This is a genomic window from Bacillus cereus group sp. Bc031 (assembly GCF_027716265.1).
Classification (GTDB): domain Bacteria; phylum Bacillota; class Bacilli; order Bacillales; family Bacillaceae_G; genus Bacillus_A; species Bacillus_A paranthracis.
Map to the genome: position 1 here is coordinate 1 of NZ_JAQFUL010000123.1, position 10,488 is coordinate 10,488.

Here is a 10,488-nt window from a genome sequence, read left to right on the forward strand (position 1 = left end):
ATCCTTCCATGCGGTATGCATGGAAGGATGACCCATTTAGTTAAATTTTATTCATTTTCTTAACTTGATGGCTATGCTCTTATATGGGTGTCTTTTCTTTGTAAACTAAAAAGTATATGAAATGAAGACATAGCAAAAACGGGATACTTACTCAAATTGTTTTTCACCTTATTAATTATATCCAAAAAGTTGGATAGCTTCTTTTACTACTCATGTTATTAATGAATAAAGCAATAACTACAATAACAAGGGAACCAACTAAAACTGGTGTTACTAAATAACTCCAACTGTATGCTCCTAAAATAACGACAATTGGATCAGCCCCTGCCGGAGGATGCGTTGTTCTCGTTAACATCATAACGGCTATTGCCATCCCCACTGCTAAAGCTATCGTCCAATATTCATTCCCAAACAAATGATATATTGATAGACCAATGAAAGTTGAAATCAAATGTCCTCCAATAATATTACGTGGCTGTGATAACGGTGCATTCCAAACTCCAAACGCTAATACACAACTCGCCCCAAATGGAGCCATTAACAATTCTGTAGAAGTTATACTCGTTAAATATGTTAAGGTGAGAATTGTTAAAAATCCCCCTAATAGTCCCGTCAAAGAGTCCTTTATGTTTACTTGTAACGGACTTCTTCCTTTCCCTTTCATTTTTGCAAAATATCGTACACTTATTGGTGGAGCCTCTTTCTGCTTAGCTGCTGTTATATGATTCATCATTCTCCTCCTTTATTTACCAATAATTATATTTCAAACAAACTAACTGGTCAATATTAATTTTAGGGGTTAGTTTGAAAATACATAAAAAAGATCAACTGCTATAAGTTGATCCCTAAACTTCTTCACATTTTCGATCCTGGAATTTTGCTACCTTTTTTCGGTTCCCACATATTTTCATAGAACACCATTTTCGTTTCCCACTTTTATCTATAAATAATAAAACACAGTCGGGATTTGAACACCTTTTAAGAGAAATAAGCTTATTTTCTGTTATTAAGGTTAAAGCATCAAATGCAATTATCGATACAAGTACATCCTCAACTTCTCCAATTGGGACAGGTACTAGACGCTGTTCAATGACTTTATATGTAAAGGGTGCCTTCTCAATTTGTTTTTCTAAATACGTAATAAAATCATTAGAAATTTCGTGCTGATCAGCAATTGCCTCAAACTGTTTTCTCAGTACTTCTCTTGCCTCTAATATGCTAGATGTAACTTGATCCATTCGTTCTTGAATTCCTATAAGTGTTTTTTCATTCCAAAAAGGAAGATTAACCTTTATTACATATAGCCATTCTAATACATCTTCATCCGTTATTAATAAATCATAACGTTGTCCACGCCTAACTAACTCTGTATTCACTAAATCTAATGAGAGATTTCCACATATAAGCGGGAATTGTTTTGTTTCCTGCATGTACTCATCACCTACTCTTTAAATAATCATATTCCAAATTCATACAGAAGTACAACTTTTTTATTAACTGTAAAGTATGAAGATCAAAGCCTTTAGCCATAATTACGACTAAAGGCTTTTTTCTATATAACTAAAAAGGAGCTAACTGTATGGAACATAATAAAAATGGAATGCTTGCTTTAATGGTTTTATTTGTAGGACTCGCATTTTTTGTTTTCGGTATGGTTTATCATTTATGGGGAACGGTTTAAAAATAAATAATAATCCATTTAAGAAAAAGTACTCGTATGAGTACTTTTTTTAAAATGTCATGTAAAAACATTCTAAACTTACTTACATGCATACAATCACCAATGATAGTTATATAATTGAGAAGGTTGTAAATTATCAATCTATTACAACGTGATTTGGAAAGGAGCTAAAATCTGAAAATGTTAGAAATCATTTTTGTTGCTGTATTACTTTTATCTAGCATCACTCTCATTTTTATCGAACGTGGTTTAACGAAAAAAAATGTAGCCATTTTACTGATCAATTATGCATTCTTATTTGCCACCATCATTGTAACTGGTGCAAACTGGCGTATGATCCCCGCCTATTTCTTATTGTTCGTTTTAACATTACAAGTTTTTTTGAAACCAAAAACTACAGCTGTTTCTAAAAAGTTAGTGATGAAAGTTTTAAAAGGTTTAGGAATTATCGTAACTGCTATCGCAATGTTTACATTACCTTTACTTTTTCCGATCATAACACTCCCTGAGCCTACTGGGAAATATACAGTAGGAACGAAAGCTTTTCATTTAATTGATAAAAATCGAAAAGAAACCACTGTACCAAATAATCATAGAGATCGTGAGTTAATGATACAAGTATATTATCCTGCCGAAAAAGGATCAGGGAACCCTTCTACCTATTTTGAGAACATAAACGAGCTGGCTGAACAATTGGCAGTAACAAACGGTGCTCCGTATATCGTAACGACACATTTAGGGCTGACAAAAACACATTCTTATCAAGATGCTAAGCCACTTCAAGCTAAAGAAAAATTCCCCCTCCTTTTATTCGGCCATGGGATGGGATTATATGGTCAACAAAATACATTCCAGTTAGAGGAATTAGCTAGTCAAGGCTATGTAGTAATCGCTCTTAATTTCACAGGATACGCAGCAACAACGATTTTCCCTAACGGAAACCGTGTAGACTCTATACCAATTGAAAATACACCTACGGCCTTAAATACGATAGTTCAAAAATGGGAACAGGATACTACTTTTGTTTTAAACGAAGTAATAGAAGGTAATTTCGATAAAAGTTTTAAAACGATCGCAGACTTAATTAACTATGACAAAATTGGAATGTTCGGTCACTCTTTTGGCGGAGCAACTTCCGCACAAATGTTAGTAAAGGATACGCGTATTAAAGCTGCAATTGATATGGATGGCGGATTGTTTGGCGATCCAATGCCTAAAGACGGTCCTCAGAAACCATTCATGTTGATGAATGCTGAGGCTACGATTCATTTTATGAAAGAGGCTAAGAATCAAAAGATAACCGGAATCCAAAATGAATTATTGGAAATAGTTTATTTAAGAAATAAAACGATTGAAAAACCGGGCGTGTACACAGTGGTAATTCCAAAAACAAACCATACTAGTTTTACAGATTTAGCAGCATTTTCACCTATTATTAACGAACCAGACGAAGATGTAGCTGCAAATTATACACTCATTAATAAACTAGTAACTAGCTTCTTTGATCAAAATTTAAAAGGAATAAACGAAAATCATTTAGAAGACATTCAGAAGCAATATCCTGAACTTCAGCTCATTAAACACTAATAATTATTCATTTACCTAGTCATGTAGCCCCTCACTATACTTGAGGGGTTTCCGCTTTAAAACAATTATAAAAAAAGGCCCCATTACTGGGGCGCTCAAAAAATAATATAAGTAAATGAATTAAAACAAATAACAGACAACTAAAATATATAACATAAAAATTTTATAATCTATATATATGCAATATCACATATAAAATTTCATTATTACATGCTATACTAAAAAAGGAGTCGACAATCGTTATTTTCTTCTTATTTTTAAAGCAATATGGATATACCTTCTTAATATCATTTGGATTGTACAAGCAAAAGAAGACATCTTAATTGATGTCTTCTTTTCTTATATTTTTATGAATTCCTTTGAGCAGATGCTCTCCAAGCACGAAAAGATGTTGGGTGTCCAGAATGAGCTCTTTGCTTTGCAGCAGCAACAGCTGGTTTTTCTTCAATAGTCTTTGGTTTTTCTTCCACAATCAATGATTTTTCTTCAAGAGTATTCACAGCTGTTTGCATTTTTTCCAGCTGTTCTTTTAAAGCTTGCTGTTCAATCTTTAAATCTGTAAGTAAACGTAAAATCATTTCAGAATTAGCCATAAAGATCCTCCTTCCCCCAATACACAGAATAAAATAGAATATGTCATCAGCGGAATAACGGTGACAAAAATAAGGTCGTCAACTCTCTTAAAATCTAAGCACCTTTATTTTTCAAAAGGACCTGCTCAAGATTATCCGTAAAAACATAAAGTGAATTAAATCCATTAATTAATGGTCTTTATGGAAGGAGGAGTTAATATGGGCTATGGCGGTAGTTGTGGTGGAGGCTGCGGTTTCGGCGGCGGTTTCGCTTTACTTGTTGTACTCTTTATCTTATTAATCATCGTTGGCGCTAGCTGTTGGGGCGGCGGATTCGGCTGCTAAGGGGAGGCACTCTTGAGAGTGTCTTTTTTTTGTGTTTTTGGATGTACAGCCCATACCTATCCGTCGTTTCCCAGCGCTAAAAAAACAATGTTCTTGTTATCTTCTCCCTCGAAATTCGTACATTTTGAAATTGACATAACACTTAACACACCATATACTGTTAATAACAGCATACTGTCATTAACAGTATTGATCATAATTCATTCTAGGAGGAAGATCCATGAAACATACAGGAAGACATACAGGTGCATTTCTTTTGTTATTTCTAGCTGAGGGTGATAACTATGGCGGGCAATTACTGCAAAGGTGCGAGGAAGAACTTCCCGTCAATCCAATAGATAGCGCCATTTTATATCGTACGCTAAAAAAATTAGAAAACGAAGGTGCGATTGAATCTTATGTAAGTACAGATTATCAAGACAAACCGAGAAAGATGTACAAAATTACGTCTGCTGGAAAAGAACAACTGGCAGATTTTCAAATGGATATTGAAGAAAAAATGAAGAACTTATCCTTTTTCCTGGGCAAATATAAAGACTTACAGGAATCCGATCATGATTAACGGCGTGATTCTTTACACGTTAGCCATTATTCTTACTGGGATTTCTTTTATGAAGGACCGCAAGAAAACGAAAGATGCTCTCATGAAGTCGTGGAAAATATTTCGCAACCTTCTCCCTGCCATGCTCTCCATCATGCTTTTCGTTGGCTTATCGCTTTCAATCTTAACGCCGTCCTTTATCTCTTCTATCATCGGAGAACAGTCCGGATTGTTAGGTATTATGTATTCAGCAATACTCGGCTCCGTTGCACTTATTCCAAGCTTCGTCGTATTTCCTCTTGGTCATACGTTAGTCCAACACGGCGCAGGCCTACCTCAAGTTGCGGCACTTATGTCTACATTCATGTCAGTAGGAATTACAACCTTGCCGATGGAACAAAAGATATTTGGGCGAAGCTTTGCTTACGCACGTAATGCAGCCGCTTTGCTCATGTCTCTTCTATTCTCCTATATCATTTGGATGGTGATGGTATGAAAGAATTAAAAAGATATCGCTTCTTTTTCGTCTTACTACTCGGGCTCTTTGTATTAACTTTTATAAATCAATCTTTAGGGTGGAGTGCATTACAACTAACAGGGAATAGCATTTTAGATATGCTGTTTCTCCTCCCCCCTGTCTTACTATTTGTAGGGCTACTTGATCAGTGGGTGAAAAAAGAAACGCTCATGAAATATATGGGTAAAAAATCAGGTATGTACGGAATCTTGTTTTCTCTATTATTAGGAGGCATTGCAGCTGGTCCCCTCTACGTCGCCTTTCCAATCGCAGCACTACTATTAAAAAAAGGCGCAAGCATTCGGTACATCGTATTTTTCTTAGGCGTTTGGACAACTGCGAAATTGCCAATTCTCGTGTATGAATTTTCTTCATTTGGAGCTACTTTTACACTCATTCATATTGGTTTCGGTCTAGTATTCTTCTATGTAATGGGGATTATTTTTGAGAGGTTTTATGATCAGGAAGAGTTGCTTCGGTATGATGTTACGGAGGAAATGTAATCAAATTGACCATAAAATGGGAATATGATATATTTTCGGTAGAGTACTATATAAGTATGACATCCACTAAAATGGCATATAATAAAAGAACAGATGCGCTAACATCTCTGCCCTAACTGCTACCGCTTAGGGTGGTAGTTATTATAAGCTATTTCTTTTTGCGAACCCCACCCTTTTGCTTCCTACGGCGCGGAGTGGGTTTTTTGTTGTCCTTATCTAGAAGTTGCTTCCGCAAAAAATACGCTGAAACTTCGCACATAGTTGCTTTGACAAACTCTTTTACAAGGTCAAACAAAAAGTCCATATTATCCCCCCCTTTCCTTCCAAATAGAAAGAAGGGATAACCACCCACCCTCACAATACGCAGTTGACTTTATTTTATCAAATGATTGTAAAGATATTATGTAAATAAAACAAATGAAATTTTATATAGAAAAATATGAGTTTATATTATTTTCATTCTCTTCACTTAGATTACTTACTGCACATAGTCATACAGATTTTTCGCTAACAACAAACAAGTTACGGTAATGAAAAGGGCGCGAACATACCCGCTTCCTTTTTTTATAGCAAATCTGGATCCAGCGATTCCTCCAGCAATTTGAGCAATTCCCATTATGAATCCATACACATAGTTTACTTGCCCCACATACATAAACATCAACAATGCACCAACGTTACTTCCTAAATTAAGAAACTTCGCAGTACCTGCTGCTTTTAAAAAATCATACCCAATGAATAAAAGAGCAAACATTAAAAATGAACCTGTACCAGGACCTAGAAATCCATCATAAAAACCAATAGCAAAAATAAAAAAGGTAAAAATAATGACGTGTCGGCCAGACAATTTTTTATGAGTGGAAATACTTCCCCAATCCTTCTTGAATATCGTATAAATAGCGACCACACCAAGCATGATCAGCATTAATGGCTTCAATACTTCTGGATTCATTAAATGAACGGTCCATGCCCCTATTATGGAACCTATGAAAGTGATTGGAAATAATTTAAACGCCGATTTCAAATCAAGATTACCAGAACGATAAAACACAATATTACTAGTGGCACTTCCCATTGTCGATGCTAATTTATTTGTGGCTACTGCACTTGCTGGATTCAATCCTGTAAATAATAAAGCTGGTAACGCGATTAATCCACCACCGCCTACAACTGAATCAATAAATGCAGCTACAAATCCAAAAACAATCAAAATCATTAATACAGATGGGTCTAAATAAAAATCCATACTCGTAGCCTCCCCTTTAGTCACTATTGTAATAGTAACTATCAATTTGCTAAATGTAAAGAGTTATTGTAACGTTGAAATATAACAGCAAACATCGGAGGACAAAAAAAGTGGACTACATAGTGCACAGCTTAAAAAAATTGGTTTTAATGAATATGAAGCTAAATCTTATGTATCTCTTGTGAAACAAGGGCCTGTCACAGCCTATCAAGTGAGTAAAGATTCGGGTGTCCCAAGAGCGCGAATTTATGAGATTTTAGGTAACCTTGTAGAAAAAGGAATTGTCATGAAAGAAGAAATAAATGACACCACTCGCTATTCACCTCTACCTGTTGAAATCTTTTTACAGAAGGCTCAATCAGAATGGCAGTCTACTTATGAAGGAATTAGTGATTCATTAAAAAAACTAGAAACTTCTGAGGAAAAAACGGATAATCGAGTCATTACGTTAAAGGACAATCAAACAATCATTAGCTACTGTCAAACATTAATAAAAAAAGCAGAACGACGTATTGTCATTTCAATGTGGGATGAGATGTATGAAGCGTTAAAAGAGGATCTAGCTGAGATAGCTGATAAAGTCACAGTACAAGGCATTACCTTGCATGTTGAAAATCCTATTAAAAATTTAGAAGCCCATCGTATAACAACTTATACAGAAACCCTCTCTACAGAGCATTGGTTTATTTTATCAATAGATTCTAAAGAAATGATTTATGGCCCATCACTTGAAGAGCGTAATATTGCTTTTTATACAGATGACCCCGTTCATATATACTTATTAGAGGATTATGTATGGCATGATGTTTTAGTAAATCGACTTGTCCGACGTAGCCAAGATGACTTGGAGCAATGGATTACTGCGGAGAGACGATCTTTCTTTATGGGGAAATAAGGAACATACTATTCCATAAATCCCATGAAGTTCAGGGCGCCAAACTACGAGATACTTTCGGCAAGATCCTTCAAGAATTACGAGTAGATACAAATGCAGATTCACTTGCGAAATTCATTGTATATGAACTGGCACTAGATAAAACTAACTTTGAATTAGTAAAAGTTTTGACGGAAGAATTAGCATTGCTTCAAACGGCGCTTCAAAGAGTCCCACCAGCTAATAAACATGTACAAGAGCAAATCAATAAATTTGCGTATTTAACCTAATAAAAATAGCCGACTCTAGTCGGCTATTTTTAATTACATTTATTTATGCAGACATTGTCACTTTCTCTTTGCGGAAAATCCCCATTAATCCACCAATTAATAAAAGCACAGCAGGTAAAATATAAATGAAAGAAATACAAATAAATCCTCCAATTGCAGCGATTGTCATCATCGCACCACCAACTTTTGCTTTACTTTTTACCATAATGGATCCAACAATACCTAGAATTGATAATGCGACCGCTGCCCAGCCTAAACCAATTACATTACTCGCTCCTTCTGCCTCCATAGCAGAAGCAACTCCCCCAATAAATAAAGCAATACATGCACATAAAATACCGAAAATACCACCAATAAGTCCTAATACAAATTCTGTTGTACGTTTCATTTTAAATCTCCTACCCTTTCTTTATTTCATTCCCATTTGCGCTTTGCTCGTAGCAAGTTTTTGTCCATCTTTTTCCGTAAAGGTAACATTGAAATTCGCCCCAAGGTCACCATTAACATTTTTTGTCCAACTAGCAATAATCATTTTAATATCCCCAGCTTGGGACTCCGCTTTATTATCCGGTTCTCCAAACTTCGCGACCACATCTTCGTATTTCTCCCCACCTGCTCCAGTTAAAGAATCGCCTACCTTAATCGCTTCTACATCAGCTGCTGTAACTTTCTTTTTACTTTCTTTATTCTCTTTCTTCGCTTCCTGCTTCGGCTCTTCTTTTTTCTCATTAGAAGCTTCCTTAGTAGCATCATCACATGCAACTAAACTTAACGCTACAGCACTACCTAAAACCAACACCCCTAGCTTCTTTAACATTTTAATAGCCTCCTATTAAGCATAATGTAAGATTACCAAGCCTATCTTAGCAAAGAAAACATCCAGAATTTGTCACATTATGTCGTAGTACATAAAAAAAGAGCAATGATGAACATTACTCCTCTGTTAACGAGATAAACGCTTCTCCCACTCTCTCACCTTTTCAATTGTTACATCTAATTTCTTAGCCACTTCCTCTATACTCATTCCTTTAAAGAGCATTCCAGCTGCCGAAAGTGCTTTATCAATTTCTTCTTGCTTCTCCTGTTCATATAAGCGACCTACTTTTGTCATCCGTAACCACTCCTTTACTTTTTTATATGCCCTCTTCTATTTCATCATTCTCCTCCCACAAACCGACCAAACTCCTTCAAAAACCGCAACTTAAAACTCCCCACAGGTCCATTCCGATGCTTCGCCACATGAATCTCCGTCATCTCTTTCTGCTTCGTTTCCTTATCGTAATAATCTTCGCGATACATAAGCATAATGACATCCGCATCTTGCTCAATTTGTCCGGTCTCTCTTAAATCAGATAAAAGAGGACGCTTATCTTGCCGTGACTCTACAGAACGAGACAATTGCGATAATGCTACTACACAAACATTTAACTCACGTGCTAATAACTTAAGTTTACGAGAAATCTCACTAATCTCTTGAAAACGATTGCCCTTATGCTTCGGATCGCCCGTAATAAGCTGCAAGTAATCTACAATAATTAAAATCTTTTTATCACCGTGCTTCCTCTTTAACTTACGAGTTTGCATCCAAATATCTTGCACCGTAACCCCTGCATTGTCGTAAATCTCAAGAGGTAACTCACCAATCTCCGCAAACGCCTTACTCACCCTTTCCCAGTCTTCCATCGCAAAACGATGCTTCGGATTTTTCAGCCTACCTCCTGACACTTCACCTACGCAAGAAGCTACCCTTTTCAATAATTGCTTACTACTCATCTCTAACGAAAACAACCCAACCGCCGCGCCAGACTTCGCCGCATGCAGTCCAACATTTAGCGCAAACGCTGTCTTCCCCATCGAAGGACGAGCACCGAGAACGACAAAATCTCCTTCCTGCAATCCGCACGTCATTTTATTTAGCGATGTATAACCCGTCTCAATACCAGTAATCTCTTTCGCATCTTGATGAAGCTCTTCATATAAATCAACTAGCGCATCCTTCAAATCAAACTCACATACACAGTCCTTCTCCTCTAACTCACAAAGTGCCGTAATCGTCTCACCAATAATTTTCTCACTCTTCTCTGCAATAAGACGCTCTCCCATCTTGTGCCCAAGAACACCCGCCTGATACATTTTCCAGGCACCTCGAACAAGCCCCTCATAATATGAGAAGTTGCTAGTAGTAGGCACACCATCCATTAACCCTATAAAATACTCCATTCCCCCGATCCCCTTCAAAAACTTCGGATCCACTCTAGGGGTCCCGCCAACCAAATGACATAAAACCCACGCTAAGACATTTTTTGGAAGGTAAAAAGCCGATTTTCCCACG

At 36.5% G+C, this 10,488-nt stretch carries 16 protein-coding genes; 7 read left to right on the plus strand and 9 right to left on the minus strand.

Features of this window, described 5'->3' with window-relative positions; translation table 11 throughout:
• Positions 1 to 175: 175 nt before the first annotated feature.
• Together PDQ33_RS26740 and PDQ33_RS26745 are read right to left on the minus strand one after the other, a co-directional pair.
• Positions 176 to 730, minus strand: coding sequence for an HPP family protein (locus tag PDQ33_RS26740; protein ID WP_001015679.1), 555 nt, complete (start codon positions 728 to 730; stop codon positions 176 to 178).
• Positions 731 to 845: 115 nt separating this feature from the next.
• On the minus strand, positions 846 to 1,430 hold the full coding sequence (locus PDQ33_RS26745; RefSeq protein WP_270756918.1) for a CGNR zinc finger domain-containing protein: 585 nt from the start codon (positions 1,428 to 1,430) through the stop codon (positions 846 to 848).
• A gap of 431 nt (positions 1,431 to 1,861) precedes the next feature.
• Here PDQ33_RS26745 and PDQ33_RS26750 point away from each other — a divergent pair, with 431 nt between their 5' ends.
• A complete protein-coding gene (locus PDQ33_RS26750) occupies positions 1,862 to 3,268 on the plus strand; it encodes an alpha/beta hydrolase family protein (RefSeq protein ID WP_270756917.1) in 1,407 nt (468 codons plus the stop codon).
• 347 nt (positions 3,269 to 3,615) lie between these two features.
• Here PDQ33_RS26750 and PDQ33_RS26755 read toward each other — a convergent pair whose 3' ends face one another.
• Positions 3,616 to 3,861 (minus strand): hypothetical protein, encoded by a 246-nt coding sequence (locus PDQ33_RS26755; RefSeq protein WP_000013680.1) that lies wholly within the window; start codon positions 3,859 to 3,861, stop codon positions 3,616 to 3,618.
• A gap of 198 nt (positions 3,862 to 4,059) precedes the next feature.
• On the opposite strand from PDQ33_RS26755, the gene PDQ33_RS26760 reads away from it, so the two are divergent.
• The 4 genes from PDQ33_RS26760 to PDQ33_RS26775 all read left to right on the plus strand — a co-directional run bounded on the left by PDQ33_RS26760 (position 4,060) and on the right by PDQ33_RS26775 (position 5,746).
• Positions 4,060 to 4,185, plus strand: a complete 126-nt coding sequence (locus PDQ33_RS26760; protein WP_000540377.1) for a YjcZ family sporulation protein — start codon at positions 4,060 to 4,062, stop codon at positions 4,183 to 4,185.
• A gap of 220 nt (positions 4,186 to 4,405) precedes the next feature.
• The gene (locus PDQ33_RS26765) at positions 4,406 to 4,747 is read left to right on the plus strand and encodes a PadR family transcriptional regulator (protein ID WP_061131446.1); all 342 of its coding nucleotides are present in this window, start codon (positions 4,406 to 4,408) and stop codon (positions 4,745 to 4,747) included.
• A complete protein-coding gene (locus tag PDQ33_RS26770) occupies positions 4,740 to 5,222 on the plus strand; it encodes a hypothetical protein (protein WP_270756915.1) in 483 nt (160 codons plus the stop codon). Before PDQ33_RS26765 ends, PDQ33_RS26770 begins: the two co-directional genes overlap by 8 nt.
• Positions 5,219 to 5,746 carry a permease gene (locus tag PDQ33_RS26775; RefSeq protein ID WP_242282032.1) on the plus strand — a complete coding sequence of 176 codons (528 nt, stop codon included), beginning with the start codon at positions 5,219 to 5,221 and terminating at the stop codon, positions 5,744 to 5,746. Before PDQ33_RS26770 ends, PDQ33_RS26775 begins: the two co-directional genes overlap by 4 nt.
• 148 nt (positions 5,747 to 5,894) lie before the next feature.
• On the opposite strand, the gene PDQ33_RS26780 is transcribed toward PDQ33_RS26775, so the two are convergent.
• The gene (locus PDQ33_RS26780; RefSeq protein ID WP_061131445.1) at positions 5,895 to 6,050 is read right to left on the minus strand and encodes a hypothetical protein; all 156 of its coding nucleotides are present in this window, start codon (positions 6,048 to 6,050) and stop codon (positions 5,895 to 5,897) included.
• 174 nt (positions 6,051 to 6,224) lie between these two features.
• On the minus strand, positions 6,225 to 6,992 hold the full coding sequence (locus PDQ33_RS26785; RefSeq protein WP_061131444.1) for a TSUP family transporter: 768 nt from the start codon (positions 6,990 to 6,992) through the stop codon (positions 6,225 to 6,227).
• Between the two features lie 139 nt (positions 6,993 to 7,131).
• Between PDQ33_RS26785 and PDQ33_RS26790 the strand changes: the two genes are divergently transcribed.
• Together PDQ33_RS26790 and PDQ33_RS26795 are read left to right on the plus strand one after the other, a co-directional pair.
• The gene (locus tag PDQ33_RS26790) at positions 7,132 to 7,887 is read left to right on the plus strand and encodes a TrmB family transcriptional regulator (RefSeq protein WP_270756921.1); all 756 of its coding nucleotides are present in this window, start codon (positions 7,132 to 7,134) and stop codon (positions 7,885 to 7,887) included.
• Complete coding sequence (locus PDQ33_RS26795) at positions 7,845 to 8,156, plus strand: hypothetical protein (RefSeq protein ID WP_061131443.1); 312 nt, start codon at positions 7,845 to 7,847, stop codon at positions 8,154 to 8,156. Before PDQ33_RS26790 ends, PDQ33_RS26795 begins: the two co-directional genes overlap by 43 nt.
• 43 nt (positions 8,157 to 8,199) lie before the next feature.
• Here the strand turns inward: PDQ33_RS26795 and PDQ33_RS26800 are convergent, their stop codons facing one another.
• From PDQ33_RS26800 to PDQ33_RS26815, 4 genes are all read right to left on the minus strand, one after another.
• Positions 8,200 to 8,544, minus strand: a complete 345-nt coding sequence (locus PDQ33_RS26800) for a DUF4064 domain-containing protein (RefSeq protein ID WP_270756911.1) — start codon at positions 8,542 to 8,544, stop codon at positions 8,200 to 8,202.
• A 21-nt stretch (positions 8,545 to 8,565) separates the two neighbouring features.
• Entirely contained in the window at positions 8,566 to 8,973 is a 408-nt protein-coding gene (locus tag PDQ33_RS26805; RefSeq protein WP_061185626.1) for a DUF3862 domain-containing protein, read from the minus strand.
• Positions 8,974 to 9,099: 126 nt separating this feature from the next.
• Positions 9,100 to 9,267, minus strand: coding sequence for a hypothetical protein (locus tag PDQ33_RS26810; RefSeq protein ID WP_061131440.1), 168 nt, complete (start codon positions 9,265 to 9,267; stop codon positions 9,100 to 9,102).
• Between the two features lie 44 nt (positions 9,268 to 9,311).
• Positions 9,312 to 10,488: replicative DNA helicase (locus tag PDQ33_RS26815; RefSeq protein ID WP_442866547.1), on the minus strand; the 1,177-nt coding region annotated here is incomplete at its 5' end.

What these genes read in the sequence shown, in the direction of transcription:
- PDQ33_RS26770 (WP_270756915.1), top strand. Translation starts at nt 4,740, where the DNA reads ATGATTAACGGCGTGATTCTTTACACGTTAGCCATTATTCTTACTGGG.
- PDQ33_RS26760 (WP_000540377.1), top strand. Translation starts at nt 4,060, where the DNA reads ATGGGCTATGGCGGTAGTTGTGGTGGAGGCTGCGGTTTCGGCGGCGGT.
- PDQ33_RS26795 (WP_061131443.1), top strand. Translation starts at nt 7,845, where the DNA reads ATGGATTACTGCGGAGAGACGATCTTTCTTTATGGGGAAATAAGGAAC.
- PDQ33_RS26800 (WP_270756911.1), bottom strand. Translation starts at nt 8,544, where the DNA reads ATGAAACGTACAACAGAATTTGTATTAGGACTTATTGGTGGTATTTTC.
- PDQ33_RS26750 (WP_270756917.1), top strand. Translation starts at nt 1,862, where the DNA reads ATGTTAGAAATCATTTTTGTTGCTGTATTACTTTTATCTAGCATCACT.
- PDQ33_RS26780 (WP_061131445.1), bottom strand. Translation starts at nt 6,050, where the DNA reads ATGGACTTTTTGTTTGACCTTGTAAAAGAGTTTGTCAAAGCAACTATG.
- PDQ33_RS26755 (WP_000013680.1), bottom strand. Translation starts at nt 3,861, where the DNA reads ATGGCTAATTCTGAAATGATTTTACGTTTACTTACAGATTTAAAGATT.
- PDQ33_RS26810 (WP_061131440.1), bottom strand. Translation starts at nt 9,267, where the DNA reads ATGACAAAAGTAGGTCGCTTATATGAACAGGAGAAGCAAGAAGAAATT.
- PDQ33_RS26740 (WP_001015679.1), bottom strand. Translation starts at nt 730, where the DNA reads ATGAATCATATAACAGCAGCTAAGCAGAAAGAGGCTCCACCAATAAGT.
- PDQ33_RS26775 (WP_242282032.1), top strand. Translation starts at nt 5,219, where the DNA reads ATGAAAGAATTAAAAAGATATCGCTTCTTTTTCGTCTTACTACTCGGG.
- PDQ33_RS26785 (WP_061131444.1), bottom strand. Translation starts at nt 6,992, where the DNA reads ATGGATTTTTATTTAGACCCATCTGTATTAATGATTTTGATTGTTTTT.
- PDQ33_RS26805 (WP_061185626.1), bottom strand. Translation starts at nt 8,973, where the DNA reads ATGTTAAAGAAGCTAGGGGTGTTGGTTTTAGGTAGTGCTGTAGCGTTA.
- PDQ33_RS26765 (WP_061131446.1), top strand. Translation starts at nt 4,406, where the DNA reads ATGAAACATACAGGAAGACATACAGGTGCATTTCTTTTGTTATTTCTA.
- PDQ33_RS26745 (WP_270756918.1), bottom strand. Translation starts at nt 1,430, where the DNA reads ATGCAGGAAACAAAACAATTCCCGCTTATATGTGGAAATCTCTCATTA.